Annotated in this window: 14 protein-coding genes; 7 read left to right on the forward strand and 7 right to left on the reverse strand. The window is 72.6% G+C overall.

Annotated elements, in window-relative coordinates:
- Positions 1–25 precede the first annotated feature (25 nt).
- Complete coding sequence (locus OG252_RS20940; protein WP_266434777.1) at positions 26–880, reverse strand: bifunctional methylenetetrahydrofolate dehydrogenase/methenyltetrahydrofolate cyclohydrolase; 855 nt, start codon at positions 878–880, stop codon at positions 26–28.
- A gap of 267 nt (positions 881–1,147) precedes the next feature.
- On the opposite strand from OG252_RS20940, the gene OG252_RS20945 reads away from it, so the two are divergent.
- From OG252_RS20945 to OG252_RS20965, 5 genes are all read left to right on the forward strand, one after another.
- Positions 1,148–1,768 (forward strand): RDD family protein, encoded by a 621-nt coding sequence (locus OG252_RS20945; RefSeq protein ID WP_266434779.1) that lies wholly within the window; start codon positions 1,148–1,150, stop codon positions 1,766–1,768.
- 151 nt (positions 1,769–1,919) lie between these two features.
- Entirely contained in the window at positions 1,920–2,666 is a 747-nt protein-coding gene (locus tag OG252_RS20950) for an FHA domain-containing protein (RefSeq protein WP_329337882.1), read from the forward strand.
- Positions 2,663–4,228 carry a serine/threonine protein kinase gene (locus OG252_RS20955; protein ID WP_329337884.1) on the forward strand — a complete coding sequence of 522 codons (1,566 nt, stop codon included), beginning with the start codon at positions 2,663–2,665 and terminating at the stop codon, positions 4,226–4,228. The genes OG252_RS20950 and OG252_RS20955 overlap by 4 nt, the downstream gene beginning before the upstream one ends.
- 223 nt (positions 4,229–4,451) lie before the next feature.
- Positions 4,452–4,682, forward strand: a complete 231-nt coding sequence (locus OG252_RS20960; protein ID WP_329337886.1) for a hypothetical protein — start codon at positions 4,452–4,454, stop codon at positions 4,680–4,682.
- A 181-nt stretch (positions 4,683–4,863) separates the two neighbouring features.
- Positions 4,864–6,675, forward strand: a complete 1,812-nt coding sequence (locus OG252_RS20965) for a serine/threonine-protein kinase (RefSeq protein WP_266434788.1) — start codon at positions 4,864–4,866, stop codon at positions 6,673–6,675.
- 61 nt (positions 6,676–6,736) lie between these two features.
- On the opposite strand, the gene purH is transcribed toward OG252_RS20965, so the two are convergent.
- Positions 6,737–8,302 carry a bifunctional phosphoribosylaminoimidazolecarboxamide formyltransferase/IMP cyclohydrolase gene (gene purH, locus OG252_RS20970; protein ID WP_329337889.1) on the reverse strand — a complete coding sequence of 522 codons (1,566 nt, stop codon included), beginning with the start codon at positions 8,300–8,302 and terminating at the stop codon, positions 6,737–6,739.
- Entirely contained in the window at positions 8,299–8,937 is a 639-nt protein-coding gene (purN, locus tag OG252_RS20975) for a phosphoribosylglycinamide formyltransferase (protein WP_266434792.1), read from the reverse strand. The genes purH and purN overlap by 4 nt, the downstream gene beginning before the upstream one ends.
- A 268-nt stretch (positions 8,938–9,205) precedes the next feature.
- On the opposite strand from purN, the gene OG252_RS20980 reads away from it, so the two are divergent.
- Positions 9,206–10,060 (forward strand): hypothetical protein, encoded by an 855-nt coding sequence (locus OG252_RS20980; RefSeq protein WP_329337890.1) that lies wholly within the window; start codon positions 9,206–9,208, stop codon positions 10,058–10,060.
- Between the two features lie 16 nt (positions 10,061–10,076).
- Here OG252_RS20980 and OG252_RS20985 read toward each other — a convergent pair whose 3' ends face one another.
- Positions 10,077–11,738 carry a cell division protein PerM gene (locus OG252_RS20985; RefSeq protein WP_266434797.1) on the reverse strand — a complete coding sequence of 554 codons (1,662 nt, stop codon included), beginning with the start codon at positions 11,736–11,738 and terminating at the stop codon, positions 10,077–10,079.
- A gap of 96 nt (positions 11,739–11,834) precedes the next feature.
- Here OG252_RS20985 and OG252_RS20990 point away from each other — a divergent pair, with 96 nt between their 5' ends.
- The gene (locus OG252_RS20990; protein ID WP_266434799.1) at positions 11,835–12,989 is read left to right on the forward strand and encodes a helix-turn-helix domain-containing protein; all 1,155 of its coding nucleotides are present in this window, start codon (positions 11,835–11,837) and stop codon (positions 12,987–12,989) included.
- 153 nt (positions 12,990–13,142) lie between these two features.
- Here OG252_RS20990 and sucD read toward each other — a convergent pair whose 3' ends face one another.
- The 3 genes from sucD to OG252_RS21005 form a co-directional block, all read right to left on the reverse strand.
- Positions 13,143–14,027, reverse strand: a complete 885-nt coding sequence (sucD, locus tag OG252_RS20995) for a succinate--CoA ligase subunit alpha (RefSeq protein ID WP_266434801.1) — start codon at positions 14,025–14,027, stop codon at positions 13,143–13,145.
- A 21-nt stretch (positions 14,028–14,048) separates the two neighbouring features.
- Positions 14,049–15,227 (reverse strand): ADP-forming succinate--CoA ligase subunit beta, encoded by a 1,179-nt coding sequence (sucC, locus tag OG252_RS21000; RefSeq protein ID WP_266434803.1) that lies wholly within the window; start codon positions 15,225–15,227, stop codon positions 14,049–14,051.
- Positions 15,228–15,687: 460 nt separating this feature from the next.
- Positions 15,688–17,649 (reverse strand): hypothetical protein, encoded by a 1,962-nt coding sequence (locus tag OG252_RS21005; RefSeq protein ID WP_329337892.1) that lies wholly within the window; start codon positions 17,647–17,649, stop codon positions 15,688–15,690.
- Positions 17,650–17,757: the final 108 nt, after the last annotated feature.

Raw genomic sequence — 17,757 nt, forward strand, 5'->3', positions numbered from 1 at the left:
GTCCTCGGCCTTGCCGGAGGTGCCGTCAGCCGACACTGCGCTCCGCCGCCTCGACCACGTTGACGAGCAGCTGGGCCCGGGTCATGGGGCCGACGCCGCCCGGGTTCGGCGAGATGAAGCCGGCCACCTCGGCGACGTCCGGGTGGACGTCGCCCACGATCTTGCCCTCGGCGCTGCGGGAGACACCGACATCGAGGACGGCGGCGCCCGGCTTCACGTCCTCGGCGCGGATCAGGTGCGCGGAACCGGCGGCGGCGACGATGATGTCGGCGCGCTTCAGGTGCGAGGCGAGATCACGCGTCCCCGTGTGGCACTGGGTCACCGTCGCGTTCTCGCTGCGCCGGGTCAGCAGCAGCGGCATCGGCCGGCCGATGGTCACGCCCCGGCCGACGACGACGACCTCGGCGCCCTTGATCTCGACGCCGTAGCGGCGCAGCAGGGTCAGCACGCCGTTCGGGGTGCAGGGCAGCGGGGCCGGCTCGTTCAGGACGAGGCGGCCGAGGTTCATGGGATGCAGGCCGTCGGCGTCCTTGTCCGGGTCCATGAGCTCCAGGATCCGGTTCTCGTCGATGCCCTTGGGGAGCGGCAGCTGGACGATGTAGCCGGTGCAGGCCGGGTCCTCGTTCAGTTCGCGGACGACCGCCTCGATCTCCTCCTGCGTCGCCGTGGCCGGCAGGTGGCGCTGGATGGAGGCGATGCCCACCTGGGCGCAGTCGCGGTGCTTGCCGGCGACGTACTTCTGGCTGCCGGGGTCCTCCCCGACGAGGATCGTGCCGAGGCCGGGCGTGACGCCCTTCTCCTTCAGCGCCGCCACGCGGGCGGTCAGATCGGACTTGATCGCGGCTGCGGTGGCCTTGCCATCGAGAATCTGGGCGGTCATGCCCCCATCCTCGCGGATGACCCGGTCCCGGTTCCAATCCGGGGGCCACCGGACAGCACGGCGCCCCGTCCGCCCGCATCCCGCTCATGATCAGCTGTGTTGCACTTGCACAACACATACGGACTGCGGCTGGACAACTACTCGGCTCTCCTAGAACGATGTGGGGCGCAGTCTCGCGGTTGATGTTCGGGGGGAAACCGCTCAGTTCAGGACGTTCCTCCGCACAGTCCGCAGTGTCCCCAGTTTGCGCAACGGAGGAACCCCGCCATGAGTTTCGGCTCGCCCAACAACCCCTATGGTCAGCCGCAGGACCCCCAGCAGCCGCCGCAGCAGCCGGGTTACGGCTATCCCCAGCAGGGCGGCCAGCAGCAGCCCTACGGCTACCCGCAGCAGGCCCCGCAGGGCGTCCCGCCGCAGCAGGGCTACGGCTACCCGCAGGCGCCGCAGGCCCCGGCCGGTTACGGCTACCCGCAGCAGCCGGGTTACGGCATGCCGCCGTCGTACGCGAACTGGGGACAGCGGTTCCTCGGCACCCTGGTGGACGGCCTCATCTTCATGATCCCGTACATCCTCGTCATCATCGACGTCAGCGCCCAGACCGGGATCCTGTCGGTCGTCGGCGCGCTCGGCGTCATCGGCCTGGCGATCTGGCAGCTGATCAAGGAAGGCCGCACCGGCCAGACGGTCGGCAAGAAGGCGCTCGGCATCCGCCTGGTGCGGGAGAGCGACGGACAGCCCCTCGGCGTCGGCATGGCCTTCGTGCGCCGGCTCGCGCACTTCCTGGACAGCCTGGCGTGCTACCTCGGCTGGCTGTGGCCGGCCTGGGACGCCAAGCGTCAGACGTTCGCCGACAAGGTCTGCTCGTCCATCGTGATCCGCTCGAACTGAGCACGGATTGAGCGCGGTTTCACCACAACTGACGGCGGATCGCTACGGCGCCTTCTCGCCAACCTTTCCCAGGGGCCGTGTCACGTCGTGACACGGCCCCTGGGCGTCGCCCACCCTGACTCGTAGACACGCGGGGACGGGGAGACGCACCGTGTACAGCATCATCGTGGTACCTCCGCCGACCACGGAGGACGAGCCGGACCGCACGCAGCTGCGGCTGGCGCCCGGCGAACGGCTGGCCTTCGGGCGTGCCGCGGGCGACAACGACCTGGTCGTTCCGCACGACGGGGTGTCCCGCAGGGCGGGCGCGATCACCGCACAGGGCACCTTCTGGCTGCTGAGCAACCTCAGCGCCCACCAGACGTACGTGGTGGAGAACCCGGAGGGCGCGGGCGAGCACATCAAGGTCGGGCCGGGCCGGCTGGACGCGCCGGTGCCGTTCGAGTTCTCGCGGATCGTGCTGCCGGCCGCGGGCGATCTGCTCGCCTTCGACGTCTGGGCGCCGCGCCACGACCATCTGCGCGCCGAGGCCGGACTCGACGGCGACCCGACCGCGCCCGCCTTCTCCGTCGACCGCACCAAGCGCTACTTCTCGGTGCTGGCCGCCCTGTGCGAACCGCGGCTGCGTGGCGAGCCGCACGCCGCGCTGCCCACGGTCGAGCAGGTCGCGGACCGGCTGCGCCCCAACTGGCCGGCCGCGTCCCGCACCTCCGTCCAGTGGAACATCGACTACCTGGCCGTGAAACTGCGCCTCAAGCCCGGCCCGGAGACGGCGGACCCCGGCCCGCGCCTCAACGGCAAGAAGGAGTCGCTGGTCTCGCTGGCGCTCCGCTTCGACCTGGTCCGGGAGGAAGACCTGGTCGTCCTCGCGGCCCCGGCCGCCCGGGGGGCACGGTGACGGAGCCCTACGCCGTGCAGGTCCCCCGCGGGTACCGGCTCGGCGTCTGGGAGGTGCGCGAGCCGATCGCGACGGGGGCGTTCGGGAGCGTGTACGAGGCGCGGCGCACGGACGGCGGCGAGGAGCTGCCGAGGACGGCGGCCCTGAAGTTCCTGCCCACCGGCACGGGCACTCCTCGCCAGCTCGCCCATCTGCGGGAACTGATCGACCGGGAAGTGGAGTTGCACCGCAGACTCAGGCGTCCGCGGCTGATCCGGATGTACGACACCCTCGTCGTCGACGACCCCGACCGGCCCCGTCTCGACGGCGCCACCGTCCTCGTGCTGGAGAAGGCGGAAGGCTCGCTGTCCGCCCTGCTCGCCTCCTCCCCCCGCCCGCCCGCGGGTCCCGCCCTGCTCGCGCAGATCTGCGAGGGGCTGGCCCAGCTGCACCGGGCGGGCTGGGTGCACGGTGATCTCAAACCCGCCAACGTCCTGCTGATGAAGGACGGTTCGGCCCGGCTCGCCGACTTCAACATGGCCGCGGAGCTGGAGGGCACCCACGCCTACACGCCCGCCTTCTCCACCCCGGACTACACCCCGCCGGAGCTCCTGTGGTCGGAGATCGGCGAACGGGGCCGCAGGATCCGTCCGTCGGCCGACGTCTGGGCGTTCGGCGTGCTCGCGCACCTCCTGCTCACCGACTCCTTCCCGCTGCCCGGCGGCACCCCGACGGCCCGCCGTGACGCGGCCGCCGCCTACGCGCGCGGCACCGACGAGCTGCGGCTGTCGCCCGAACTGCCGGACGGCTGGCGGGAGATCGTCCGGCAGTGCCTGACCCGCACGCACGAGGACCGCATCGCCACCGACGACCTGCTGAGGCGGGTCGAGGCGGCCGCGGGCACCGGCCGCTCGCCCCGGCTGCCCCGGGTCCTGCTCCCCCGCCGCCGCTCCCGCCGTACGACGGTCCTGGCCGCCACCGCCGCGGTCGCGGTCCTCGGCTACGGCATCAGCAGCTGGGCCGGCTCCGGCGCGGACGGCAAGGGCACGGCCGGCGCCGGGACCCAGAAGGTCACGCCCGCCACCTACGGCGCCTCCGAACTCCGTACCGACAAGGGCGTCCCGGTGGCCTACCGCCGGCTGATCGTCGACTCGGCCCACGACTGCGTCCAGCCCGAGGTCACGCCCGCGCTGATCGCCGCGCTGCTGAAGGCGGAGAGCAACTTCGACCCCGACCTGTCCGACCCCACCGCGGGCGAGGAGGGCGAGTACGGCATCGCCCGCTGGACCCCGAGCCTGCTGCGCTGGTACATCCGCGCGGACGGCGTCCCCGCGACCGAGACGCCACGGCCTCCCCTCACCCCCGCCGAGTCCATCCCGGCCGTGGGCCGCTACCTCTGCTTCATGGAACCGCGCCTGGAACAGACCGGGTTGACCGGCGACCGCCGGGTGCTGCTGGCGGCCGCCTACCGGACCTCGACCAAGGTCGTGAACGCCGCGGGTGGCGTTCCCCCGAAGTACCGTGCCTACGCCACCCGCGTCGCCCACTACCTCAAGGAGTACACGCCGCCGGGGAAGACGTGACCCTGGGAGTTCTGAGGTACCGCGGCGCGGGGAGGGCCGCGCCCCGGTCGCACAAGCTGGTGGACAGCTGCTCGACCAAGTCGGTGGTGTGGATGATCTTCTCGCCGTTCGGCTGAGCCGTCGTCCGCTCACGCGGAAGTCCGGGCGCCCGCACCGGACTTCCGCCCGGCGGCCCGGAGCACCGCGCCCCCACCGGGGTGAGGGTGTGCAGTACGGTCGCGCCGTGCCGTTGGCTGGTGACAAGGGTGAGTACACGGTCGTCGTCCGGACACGCGAGCGCATCCCCCGGATCGGCGAGGAGATCGAGATCGTCTACGACCCGCAGGACCTGAGCAACGCGGAGAACGCGGAACTCGCGTCCATGCCGTCGTTCGGTCGGCACGACATCATCGTCCTGCTCGGGTGGGTCGGCATCTACCTCGTGTCCGTGTCCTGCGTGGCCGCCGCCGACTAGTGCCCGGCAGGTGCCTCGCGCGGTGCGCCGCGGCGGCTTCGGCCGACACGGGCCCGCATTCCTGGCTCGTGCGCACGGTGCCGCTTCCGGGCCCTCTCCCCGCCCCGGCACGATAGCCTCGCGAGAACTGGAGTGGTGCACAAGGACCTTGAGGCTGACCAGCACACGGGGGATCGGATCCATGACAGACGAACGGCACCCCACGCCGTCGTACACCCCGGCGTCCGGTGACGCCGCGCTGAAGCAGGCAGGGGCGACACCGCTGCAGCCCGCCGATCCCGGGCGCATCGGGCCGTACGTCGCGCTCGGGCGGCTCGGCAGCGGCGGTATGGGCCGGGTCTACCTGGCCCGCCCCGCCGACGACAGCCCAGGGCTCGCCGCCGTGAAGGTGATCCGCCCCGAGTACGCCGAGAACGCCGACTTCCGGCGGCGGTTCGAGCGGGAGGCCGCGGTGCACGGGCGGGTCGGTGCGCCGCACGCTCCGCGGCTGCTCGGCAGCGGCTTCGAGGACTCGCTGCTGTGGATGGCCACCGAGTACCTGCCCGGCCTCAACCTCGCCGACGCCGTCCGCGAGTGCGGTCCGCTGGAACCGCCCGGGATGTGGCGGCTGGTGGCCGAGCTCGGGCAGGCGCTGTCGGCGCTGGCCGCCGCCGGGGTCGTGCACCGGGATCTCAAGCCGTCCAACGTGATCCTGTCCTCGCAGGGCGCCCAGGTCATCGACTTCGGCATCTCGCAGGCCGCCGACAGCAGCGCGATCACCACGACCGGCAACCGGGTCGGCACCCCCGCGTTCATGTCACCCGAGTACCTGCGCGAGGGCCGCTGCGACACCATCTCCGACGTCTTCTCGCTCGCGGGGTCGCTCGTGTACGCCGCCACCGGACACGCGCCCTTCGGGGACGGGACGGGGGTCGACGTGATGCACCGGGTCGCCTTCGAGCAGCCCAGGGCCGAGATCATGACCGAACTCTCGGCCGCCGACCCCGCGTTGGCCGCGCTGCTGGCCGCCTGCCTCGAAAAGGACCCCGCCGGGCGGCCGACCCCGCAGCAGCTGATCGACGCGGCCACGGCCGCCGGGTACGACCGCGCCGCTCCCTGGCAGGAACCGCTGGCCACCCGTCTGCTCTCCCGGCAGCAGGGCTGTGAGCTGCTGGAGGACGCCTCCGCCGAGGACACCGGGCACTTCCGTCCGCCGACGTGGGGCGTGGCGGCTCCCGCGCCCGCCCCGGCGTACGGGGCGCCGACGCCGTCGGAGCAGCACGGCGGTCCGGGAACGCCCGTGCAGTACGCCCCCTCAGCACACCCCTCCGGCGAGCACGGCGCCCGACGGAGGCGAAAGTCCCGTCTCCTCGCCCTCACAGCCGGCCTCGCGGTGGTCGCCGTGGCCGCGGGCGCCTTCTTCCTCACCCGCCCCGACCTCGACGAAGCCGCCTCCGTCTCTCCCACTGCCTCCACGGCGTCCTCCGCCGACGCCGAAGCGGCCTCGGCTCCCCCCACTTCCTCCGGCTCGCCCTCCGCGACCAAGGGGACGGAGACCACCGGCGAGAAGGGGGAGGTGACGGACGAGGAGTCGGAGAAGGCCGACAGCGCCCCGCCCGGATCCACCGGCGAAGCACAACCCGCCCCCGACGACGACCCGACCGCCACCTCCGGCAGCGGCGGCAGCGGGAGCGGGAGCAACAACGGCGGTGGCAGCACCCCCACCCCCACCCCCACCAAGACCGCGGCCAAGCCCGCCACCCCGCCCTGGATCTCCCAGTGCACCTACTACTCCGGCACCGAGCTCACCACCTTCGGCGACAAGGGCCAACGCGTCGTCCAGGTGCAGTGCATGCTCACCAAGCGCGGCTACAGCGTCGGCGGCTCGGGCGTGGACGGCCAGTTCGGCGAGGACACCGAGTCGGCGGTCAGGCTGTTCCAGAGCGACAAGGGACTGGAGGTCGACGGCGACGTGGGGCCCAACACCTGGGCGGGACTGCGCAGTTCGACGTGACCAGGACGAGGGCCCGCCGGTCACCGACCGGCGGGCCCTCGCTCGTTCACATCCGGCACCCTCAGTGGAAGAAGTGCCGCGTCCCCGTGAAGTACATCGTGATGCCCGCCTTCTCCGCGGCCTCGACGACGAGTTCGTCACGGACCGAGCCCCCGGGCTGGACGATCGCCTTGACCCCGGCCTCGCTCAGGACGTCGATGTTGTCGGGGAAGGGGAAGAAGGCGTCGGAGGCGACGTACGAGCCCCGCGCCCGCTCCTCGCCCGCCCGCTCGACCGCCAGCTTGCAGGAGTCCACGCGGTTGACCTGGCCCATGCCGACGCCGACCGAGGCGCCGTCCTTGGCCAGGAGGATGGCGTTGGACTTCACCGCCCGGCAGGCCTTCCACGCGAAGGCGAGGTCGGACAGCTCCTCCGCGCTCAGCGCCTCGCCCGTCGCCAGAGTCCAGTCGGCCGGGTCGTCGCCGTCGGCCTGGAGGCGGTCGGTGACCTGGAGGAGGACACCGCCGTCGACCGGCTTGAGCTCGACCGGGTTGGACGGGCCGCCGGGGGCCTTCAGGACGCGGATGTTCTTCTTCTTGGCAAGGGCCTCCAGCGCGCCGTCCTCGTAGTCGGGCGCGACGATGACCTCGGTGAAGATCTCGGCGACCTGCTCGGCCATCTCCTTCGACACCGGACGGTTGACGGCGATCACGCCGCCGAACGCCGACAGCGGGTCGCAGGCGTGCGCCTTGCGGTGCGCCTCGGCGACGTCCGCGCCGATCGCGATGCCGCAGGGGTTGGCGTGCTTGATGATCGCGACGCAGGGCGCGTCGTGGTCGTACGCGGCACGGCGGGCGGCGTCCGTGTCCGTGTAGTTGTTGTACGACATCTCCTTGCCGTGCAGCTGCTCCGCCTCGGCCAGGCCGCCGCGGGTGCCGTCGACGTAGAGAGCGGCGGGCTGGTGCGGGTTCTCGCCGTAGCGGAGGGTGTTCTTGCGCTCCCAGGTCGCGCCCAGGAAGTCGGGGAACTGCGAGTCGTCCACGGGGGCGTAGGAGGAGGCGAACCAGGACGCCACCGCCACGTCGTACGACGCCGTGTGCTGGAAGGCCTCCGCCGCCAGGCGCCTGCGGGTGGGCAGGTCGAAGCCGCCGTCCTTGACCGCCCCGAGGACGTCCGCGTACCGCGCCGGGCTGGTGACGACCGCCACCGACGGGTGGTTCTTCGCCGCCGCGCGCACCATCGACGGGCCGCCGATGTCGATCTGCTCCACGCACTCGTCGGCGGAGGCGCCGGAGGCGACCGTCTCGCGGAACGGGTACAGGTTGACCACGACCAAGTCGAACGGCTCGACGCCGAGTTCGGCGAGCTGCCGCTGGTGGTCCTCCAGGCGGAGGTCCGCGAGGATGCCCGCGTGGACCTTGGGGTGCAGCGTCTTGACGCGGCCGTCCAGGCACTCGGGGAAGCCGGTGAGCTCCTCGACCTTGGTGACGGGGACGCCGGCGGCGGCGATGCGGGAGGCGGTCGACCCGGTGGAGACGAGCTCCACGCCCGCCTCGTGCAGGCCGCGCGCGAGGTCTTCGAGGCCCGTCTTGTCGTAGACGCTGACGAGCGCCCGTCGGATGGCCCGCTTGTTGCTCTCGGCGGTCACTGGATAACTACCTTTCGTCCCTCAATGCGATAGCCGTTGCGGCAGAGCCGCCCCACGACATCGACGAGCAGCCTTCGCTCGACTTCCTTGATGCGCTCGTGCAGAGCGGCACCCTCGTCCTCGTAGTCCTCGTCCCGGACCTCGACCACGCCCTGAGCGATGATCGGCCCGGTGTCGACCCCGTCGTCGACGAAGTGGACGGTGCAGCCGGTGACCCTGGCGCCGTACGCGAGAGCGTCGCGGACGCCGTGGGCGCCGGGGAAACTGGGCAGGAGGGCGGGGTGGGTGTTCACGAACCGCCCCCCGAAGCGGGCCAGGAACTCCTTGCCCACGATCTTCATGAACCCGGCGGACACGACAAGGTCGGGCTCGTACGCGGCCACCGCCCCGGCGAGGGCCGCGTCCCACTCGTCGCGCGTGGCGTGGTCCTTCACCCGGCAGACGAACGTGGGGATCCCGGCGCGCTCGGCGCGGGCCAGTCCTTCGATGCCCGCGCGGTCCGCACCGACGGCCACGATCTCGGCGCCGTAGGCCTCGGCGCCGGTGGTCGCGATGGTGTCGATGAGCGCCTGCAGGTTCGTACCGGAACCGGAGACCAGCACGACGAGGCGCTTGGCCACGGGCTTGGCGGCCACGGTGGGGCCCTTTCTCGGGGGAGCGGCATGTCCGGGCGGCTCGTGTGTTCATACGAATGCTTCGCGCCCCGGGATACGGGGAAGTCTACGAAGCGGCCGACCGTCAGCAACGATACCGGCACACCGGGCGGCCCCCACGGGACGGGGGCGTGGCCGGAAGGTAGCGTCTGGGACGAGCAGGCTCGGGAACGCGGTCGTCGTACGGTGCGTTCTCTCTGTGACAGCTCAGGACAGACAGCCGTATCACCTAGGGGAAGACGCTCACTTGATGCCGGACCGCAGTCTGCGACTCCTTACGCTCCCCCCGCAGTCATCGCAGGGAGGGGAGCGTAGCGGTGTGCTTCTGCGGGAGCGCCCCGCCTCACCGCCCGACGCGCCCTCTGGCGACGCGGGCAAGCAGAACGGGGAGGGGCAGGGCGGCTCGGCCCCGGCTCCACCTGGATCGGCTCCGGCTCCGGCTCCGGACGACAACCCGTTCGCACCGCCGCCGGAGGGCACCCCGGACCGGCCGTGGCAGCCGCGCCACCACCCGGCGGGCCAAGAGGGCAAAGAGGGCGGCGACGGTTCGGAGGGTGAGGGGGCCGGCGGTGGCGCCCCGGCCCCGTGGGGCAGTCAGTGGAGCGACCAGCAGCCCGGCCGTTCCCCCGGTGGCTTCGGCGAGCGCCCCGGTGCCGGTCCCGAGGGCCCGGCGGGCGGCGGCGGGCAGGGCCAGGGACCGCGCTGGGACCCGACGGACCCGGCCCAGCGACGCGCGCGGTACGCCCTGCTGTCCGGCATGTGGGCCTTCTTCTTCGCCCTGTTCAGCTGGCCCTACGTGGCGCTGATGCTCGGTGCGCTGGCCCTGTACTGGGGCATCACAGCCCTCCGCGCCAAGCCCCCCGCCGCTCCCGACCCGAACATCCCGGCGCACGCGCAGGGCGGCCGCCCGCAGCGGACCGCCGCGGTGAGCGGCCTGGTCACGGCGTCCCTGGCCATCGCCCTGGTCGCCGCGGGCTTCACCGTGAAGCTGGTCTACAGCGACTACTACACCTGCACGAACGACGCCCTCACCAACGAGTCGAAGCAGGCCTGCGCGGAGCTTCTGCCGAAGGAGCTGCGGGGAGTGCTGGGGGCCAGTAGCTGACGGTGACGGCGGCTCGTCAGGGTGCGTCGGGGGACGCGGATGGCTGTGGCGCCGATGGTTGTGACGGCGACGGTTGCGACTTCGCCGGTCGTGACTCCGGTGGTTCCGGCTCCGCCGACGCCTCTTTCAGCGCCGCCCAGCGCGCCTCGCGTGCCGCGTCGTCGTCGTGCCACAGCGGCTGCGCGGCCTCGGTGGGCAGGAAGTCGTACGGCTCGAAGGTGCTGTCGTCGGCCATCGGCACCGCCACCCTCGGCTTCCCGATCGTCGCCTCCCGTTCCTCGCCCTGCCCGCCTTCCTGCCGGACCCCTCCCTCCTTGCGCCCCCTGCACCGCCACGCCCTCAGCCCCAGCGCGGTGGGGACCCCCAGCACCGAGGTCCACACCAGGGCCGCCGCCCCCGTCTGCCACCACACCGGCCCGAACCGTGCCAGCGTGCCGACGCCGAGCGGCCCGCCCGCGAACGCCGCGAGGACACTGACCTGGGCCGCGCACAGTACGGCCGCCAGCCCGGCGGTCGCGGCGGTCCGACCCGGCGACCAGACATCCGCGCTCCCTGCTCCCCCAGCAGCCACCCGGCCCACGAACCATCCCACCGTCACGCCGACCACCACTGGCACCACCCCCGCCGCCCAGTGCAGCGGCGTCCCGGTGCCGGTGTCCGGAACCGCCGCCAGCAGCGGAAACGGCGGGAGCAACGGGGTCGGGGCGGACGCGAGCGGCGTCACGGCGTGGCCGACGCCGAGGGTGAAGCCGGGGCCGAGGGCGTACGACCCCGCCCACACCACCGCGTTCGGGACCAGGGTGAGGCAGAGCAGCAGGACCGCGAACCGGCCCGACCAGCCCTCCGTGAGCCGGAGGAACGACTCCCGGGCCGCCTCGCCGTGCCACACCAGCGAGGCCGCCAGCAGCAGCGCCCCGCCCCCGACGAGCACCGCCGTCGCCGCGCCCGCGGCCCGCGCCGCGGTACCGAAGCGGGCCCGCGCGTCCGGGCCGAGGACGAGCCGTCGCAGGCCCGTCGGCAGCAGGATCAGCACCTCGTCCAGCACCGCGCGCGGGCGGCCGTACGCCGTCCACACCCCCGCGCCCGCGGCCACCGTCACCACCAGCGGCATGCTCACGCCCGTCCACAGCCACGACGGCCGCAGCTCGCCACCCGTCGCGTAGAGCGCGGCGGCGGTGCCGACTGCGAGATAGCCGAGGACGACGCCCGCCCAGACCGTCCGCCCCGAGACAGCCGTCCGCGCCGAGACAGCCGTCCGCGCCAGGACGGAGATCCGCCCCGGGACGGCCGCCGGCCCGTCGTCCTCCTCCTCACCCCCGTCGGTCGCGTCCCGTGCCGCCCGGTGCACCAGCCAGAGCGGCAGCGCGAGGAGGAGCAGCGGGGTGAGGCCGACGGGAGCGGGGGTGCCGGAGAGCGTGTCGGTGCGGACCAGTTCGGCGCCGTGGGCCAGCAGCCACAGCGCCGCGGCGACGTGCAGCGCGCCGTCGGGCCCGCTGTCGGGGTACGGCGAGCTGATCCACAGCACCATCACGAGCACGGCGAACGAGCCGAGCCCCAGCCCGGCCGCGACCGCACCTCCGAGGAGACCGGCGGCCAGTCCGGGCGACCGGTCACGCAACCGGGTGGGCAGGGAGGTCAACGGCGATCGGCGTTCGGTCATCTGGATCACGCCCGTCATGCTCCCAACGACACGCGCTTTCTCGTCGTAACAGGCGAACCTCCGAAGTGTCGCTCAATATACGGTTATGTACTTTTTCGCACGAAGGGGCGCCCGGTGACGCAGAGTCCTGCAACCCCGCTCCCCCCGCCGAAGGAGCGCCGACGCCTGCGGGAGGCCGGGTCGTTGACGCAGGCTCAGGTCGCGGCACGGGTGGGCGTCACCCGCGAGACGGTACGCAAGTGGGAGAACGGCCGTACGACACCGCTCGGCCGGAGACGGGAGGCGTACGCGAGACTGCTCGCCGAGCTGGCGAGGGACACCGCCGACAGCCCCGTACGGACGAAAACCCCTCCGGCACCGGAACCAGCACCGGAACTGGAACCGGCACCGGCACCCGAGGCGCCCCCTGCACCGAGCCCCGCGCCCGAGCCCGAGCCCGCGCCCGCGCCCGAACCGGACGTCCCCGCGCCCGCCCTGACGCCCGCTCAGGCCTTCGACGCCCTGTACGCTTTCTGCGCCCCCGCCCTCGTACGGCAGGCCTTTCTGCTCACCGGCCGGCGTGAGCTCGCCCGCGAGTCGGTCGAGCGGGCCTTTCAACTCGCCTGGCAGCGCTGGCCCGAGGTGGCGGTCGACCGGGATCCGGCGGGCTGGGTGCGGGCGACGGCGTACGAGTACGCCCTCTCCCCCTGGCACCGCTTCCGCCCTCGCCACCGGCACCCCGAGGCGCCGCCCGCGGACGCGTCCGACCGCGCGCTGTTGGACGTACTGCTGCACCTCCCGCCGCCGCACCGCCGCACGCTCCTGCTCTACGACGGTGTCGGCCTCGACCTGCCGGAGACGGCGGCGGAGACGGAGGCGAGCACGCCGGCGGCCGCGAACCGGCTGCTGCGCGCGCGGGAGGCGGTCGCCGCGCGGCTGCCGGAGCTGTCCGACCCGACGGAGCTCACCCGGCGGCTGGCCGAACTGGCCGCCACGGAGCGGCTGCGGGCCGCCAGGCCGCCGGTGGTGCGGACGGGCAGCGAGCGCAGGGCCCGCTTCTGGACGCGGGCCGCCATCGCCTTCACGGTCGCCCTGATCGGGACGACGGCGCTGACGCTGCGGACGGCGCCCCGGCAGTACGAGCCGCCGGTGCCGTCGGGCGAGACGGTGCAGGGGGTGCCGCCCCGGGTGGCGCCGGGGCCGCTGTCGGAGGCGGAACGGGAACTGCGGTCGAAGCTGCGGGAGGAGACGGTGAGCGGGCCGCAGCGGCTGGTGCCGCAAGGAGGCTGAGCACACGGAGGCTGAGCATGCGGAGGCTGGGCATGCGGAGGCTGGGCATGCGGAAGGGCCCGCGTCCTCGATCGAGGACGCGGGCCCTTCGCTGTCACGCGTCGGTTCAGCCGGCGAAGCTGTACTCAGTTGCCGAGACTCAGTTGCCGAGACTCAGTTGCCGAGAATGGCGCGCGCCAGCTTCGCCGTCTCGGTCGGCGTCTTGCCGACCTTGACGCCGGCGGCCTCGAGGGCCTCCTTCTTGGCGGCGGCCGTGCCGGAGGAGCCGGAGACGATGGCGCCGGCGTGGCCCATGGTCTTGCCCTCGGGCGCGGTGAAGCCGGCCACGTAACCGACGACCGGCTTCGTCACGTTCTTCGCGATGAAGTCCGCCGCACGCTCTTCGGCGTCGCCGCCGATCTCGCCGATCATGACGATCAGGTCGGTGTCGGGGTCGGCCTCGAACGCGGCGAGCGCGTCGATGTGGGTCGTACCGATGACCGGGTCGCCACCGATGCCGACGGCGGACGAGAAGCCGATGTCACGCAGCTCGTACATCATCTGGTAGGTCAGCGTGCCGGACTTCGAGACCAGGCCGATGCGGCCCGGCTTCGTGATGTCGCCCGGGATGATGCCGGCGTTGGACTGGCCCGGGGTGATGAGACCGGGGCAGTTCGGGCCGATGATCCGCGTCTTGTTGCCCTTCGACACGGCGTACGCGTAGAACGCGGCCGAGTCGTGGACCGCGATGCCCTCGGTGATGACGACCGCGAGGGGGATCTCGGCGTCGATCGCCTCGACGACGGCGGCCTTGGAGAAGGCCGGCGGCACGAAGAGGACGGACACGTTGGCGCCCGTCTTCTCGATCGCCTCGGCGACCGTGCCGAAGACCGGGATCTCGGTGCCGTCGATGTCGACGGACGTGCCCGCCTTGCGGGGGTTCACGCCACCGACGATGTTGGTGCCGTCCGCCAGCATGAGCTTGGTGTGCTTCATGCCCGTGGCACCGGTCATGCCCTGGACGATGACCTTGCTGTCCTTGTTGAGGAAGATAGCCATGGCTGTGTCTGTCCCTCTTCCTTACTTCGCAGCCGCGAGCTCGGCGGCCTTGTCGGCCGCGCCGTCCATGGTGTCCACGCGCTGCACGAGCGGGTGGTTGGCGTCGGAGAGGATCTTGCGACCCAGTTCGGCGTTGTTGCCGTCGAGGCGGACGACGAGGGGCTTGGTGACTTCCTCGCCCTTGTCCTTGAGCAGCTGCAGCGCCTGCACGATGCCGTTGGCGACCTCGTCGCAGGCGGTGATGCCACCGAAGACGTTGACGAAGACGGACTTGACGTCCGGGTCGCCGAGGATGATCTCCAGGCCGTTCGCCATGACCGCGGCGGAGGCGCCGCCGCCGATGTCGAGGAAGTTGGCGGGCTTGACGCCGCCGTGGGCCTCACCGGCGTACGCGACGACGTCGAGGGTGCTCATGACGAGACCCGCGCCGTTGCCGATGATGCCGACCTCGCCGTCGAGCTTGACGTAGTTGAGGTTCTTCTCCTTGGCCGCGGCCTCAAGGGGGTTGGCCGCGTCCTTGTCGGCGAGAGCCTCGTGGTCCGGCTGACGGAACTCGGCGTTCTCGTCCAGGGAGACCTTGCCGTCCAGGGCGATGACGTCACCGGAGGCGACCTTCGCCAGCGGGTTGACCTCGACGAGGAGCGCGTCCTCGGCGATGAAGGTCTTCCACAGGGTGACGAGGACGTTGGCCACCTTGTCGGCGACCTCGGCCGGGAACTTCGCGGCCGCGACGATCTCGCGGGCCTTCTCGGGGGTCACACCCTCGTTGGCGTCGATCGGCGTCTTCGCGACGGCGTCGGGGCGGTTGGCCGCCACCTCCTCGATCTCCATGCCGCCCTCGACGGAGGCGATGGAGAGGAAGGTGCGGTTGGTGCGGTCCAGGAGGAAGGAGACGTAGTACTCCTCCAGGATCTCCGGGGCCGTCTCGGCGATCATCACCTTGTGGACCGTGTGGCCCTTGATGTCCATGCCGAGGATGTCCGTCGCGCGGGCGACGGCCTCGTCCGGGCTGGCGGCCAGCTTCACGCCACCGGCCTTGCCACGGCCGCCGACCTTCACCTGGGCCTTGACGACGGACTTGCCACCAAGACGCTCAGTGGCTGCGCGGGCCGCCTCAGGCGTGTCGATGACTTCACCGGCCAGCACCGGTACATCGTGCTTGGCGAAGAGGTCCCTCGCCTGGTACTCGAACAGGTCCACGCGCTTCCGTCCCTATCAGTGATCTCGCGGTTCGTTGTCTGCGTGGGCGTGCCGCGAGGGCAACGTGACGTCCGCCGTCTGTCAGTCACAAGGGAGGCGCACACGGTGTCCGAGCGCGCGGCATGTCCGTCTCGCAGGTTATCGCTGCTTGCCGGGGGCCTCTAAATCGCGGGTCACACCTGAGCGGTGATACCTGTCACATGATGCCGCGCTCACTGGCACGGCGTGCCGCGTGTGAGGGCCTCACCGGGCTGGGGTTGACCCGGTGAGGCCCCTTGAACAGCCCCCTTAGGGGCGCAGGGCGGATGATCCCCACCCCAATGGGGACCACCCGGCCCCGTCCATGAGGTTCCGGCCGGACGAAACCGATGGCTTTCGGCCGTCCGGGTCCTGCGGCCTCATGGAGTCAGGTGGTCCGGCAGTCGAACGGACTGCCGGACTAGCGGTCCGGCGGTCTGACTCAGGCGCCGTACGTGCTGCCGTAGTGCAGGTTCTGTGCGGCCTGCGTGTTCTGTACGTCCCGCACGTAACCCGGGGTGACCGACTCGGCGACGCCTCCGACGCCGGTGACGGCGTGGCCGGCGAGCGGGCCGGTGGTGGCCCGGACGGTCCCGGTCAGGTCCTCCGCGAAGGAGCCCGCCTGACCGGCGACGCCGTACGCGAACGGGGCGACCTCGCCGGCGACGCCGTACACGAAGGGATGGACGTCCTGGGTGACGCCGTACGCCAGCGTGGTGGCGCTGCCGCCGACGCCCTGCGCGACCGGCCGGACGGTCTCCCCGACGGCGTCGAGGACCGGCTGGACGGCACCGGTGACGCCCTGCGCGAAGGGCGTCACCTGGTCGGCCACGCCGTACCCGAGGTCGCTCACGTGGCCGCTCACGCCCTGCGCGAGGGGCGGTACGGCACCGGCGACGCCGTACGCGAAGGGCTGGACCTCCTGGGTGACGCCGTACGCCACCGTGGTCGCGTCCACGACAGCCTGCCCGGCGACGGGCGCCACGCCGTGCACGCCGGTGTTCGCGACGGGGGGCAGCACGGCCTCCGTGGTGTCGCCGGCGACCTGGCCGACGAGGCCGGTGGCGTAGGGCGGGACGTCGGTGGCCACGCCGTCCACGACCGACCGGGCGTCGGCGACCGTGGCCGCGGCGTACTGGGGTACGTCCGCGACGACCCCGCCGACGACCGGCCGCACGCCCCCCACGACACCGCCCGCGACGGGCTGGACATCGGCCACGACGCCGTACGCCAGCGCGGTCGCGGCGTCGACGGTGTGCCCGGCGGTCTGCTCGACCCCGGCCACGGCGCCGCCCACGAGCGGCGTCACGCCGTTCACCGTGCCGGTGACGACCGGGTGCACGCCATCGACCGCGTGACCGGCGACGGGCGCGACCCCGGCGACGGCATGCTCGGCCGTCGGCCCGACACCCGCCACCGCGTTCCCGGCGACCGGCTGGACCCCGTCGACGGCGGCGGTCGCCACGGGCGGGACGACCGCGGTCGCCGTCTGCCCGACGACCGGGGTGACCGTGCCGGGGACGCTCGCGACCGTGCCGACGACGTGCTGCTCGACGCCGCCGACCGTGCCCGTGATGTGGCTCGGGACGGAGGAGACGGTGGCGTCGGCGGCGGTCGTGACGGTGGTGGCCTCGCCGTGGGCCGTGGCGGCAACGCCGGTGACCCGGTTCTCGGCGCCGGTGACCGTGGCGTGCGCGGCGTGGGTCACGCCTGCCGCGGTGCGGCCCGCGCCGGCGACCGTGTGCTGCGCCTTCGTCCGTACGACGCCGTCGACGCCCTGCGCCTGGGAGCGCGCCGCGGACTGCACGCCCTGCAGCCGCGTCTGGGCCGCGGCAAGGGCCTGCTCCAGCTCGGGTGCGAAGGCGGTGAGGGGGCCGAAGAGGTAGTCGATCTCGGGTTGGGGGGTGCTGGGAGCGCCGGGAGCATTGGGAGCGCCAGGAGCGTTGGGAGCGCTTGCGTCGGAGACCGTGGCCCGGATGGTGGTGGTGGCGGTGGTGGCCTGGGCCGCGCGGGCGGCCTTCGCGCCCCGGATGGCCGCGGCACCCTTGATCTTGGACGCCTTCGGGGCGGTGACCTTCGCGTCGACGTAGCGGCGGGCCTGGTCCGCGGTGTCGGCGGTGTCCGCGGTGCTACTGGCTTCGGTCGTGACACCGGAGACGGTGTTCTGCACGCCGGAGACGACGCCGTCGAGCGTGCCGGTGACGGTGCCGGTGACCGTGCCGAGGGTGTCGGTGAGGCCGGTCGTCGCCTCGGTCGTGGCGTCAGCGGTGGCGTCCGTGGTGGCGTCTGGCGCGGAGAGGGCGGACGCGGGCAGTTCGTCCGCGCTGGCGACGGTGGAACCGAGCGCCCACGCGCCGGTGACGCCGGCGGCTATGACGATGGAACGGCGGATGTTCTTGTTCATGCGTACGTCAGATCCTTAGATCCTCGGGAGTGCCGAGGCGGGCGCGAGAGCTCGTTCGGAGAGCTCTCGGAGCCTCGGACTTAGGGCAGGCTTTGGGGGCATTCCGGC

This window comes from Streptomyces sp. NBC_01352, from assembly GCF_036237295.1.
Lineage (GTDB): Bacteria > Actinomycetota > Actinomycetes > Streptomycetales > Streptomycetaceae > Streptomyces > Streptomyces plumbiresistens.

What these genes read in the sequence shown, in the direction of transcription:
- OG252_RS20940 (WP_266434777.1), bottom strand. Translation starts at nt 880, where the DNA reads ATGACCGCCCAGATTCTCGATGGCAAGGCCACCGCAGCCGCGATCAAG.
- OG252_RS20945 (WP_266434779.1), top strand. Translation starts at nt 1,148, where the DNA reads ATGAGTTTCGGCTCGCCCAACAACCCCTATGGTCAGCCGCAGGACCCC.
- OG252_RS20965 (WP_266434788.1), top strand. Translation starts at nt 4,864, where the DNA reads ATGACAGACGAACGGCACCCCACGCCGTCGTACACCCCGGCGTCCGGT.
- OG252_RS20980 (WP_329337890.1), top strand. Translation starts at nt 9,206, where the DNA reads ATGCCGGACCGCAGTCTGCGACTCCTTACGCTCCCCCCGCAGTCATCG.
- OG252_RS20985 (WP_266434797.1), bottom strand. Translation starts at nt 11,738, where the DNA reads ATGACGGGCGTGATCCAGATGACCGAACGCCGATCGCCGTTGACCTCC.
- sucD (WP_266434801.1), bottom strand. Translation starts at nt 14,027, where the DNA reads ATGGCTATCTTCCTCAACAAGGACAGCAAGGTCATCGTCCAGGGCATG.
- OG252_RS21005 (WP_329337892.1), bottom strand. Translation starts at nt 17,649, where the DNA reads ATGAACAAGAACATCCGCCGTTCCATCGTCATAGCCGCCGGCGTCACC.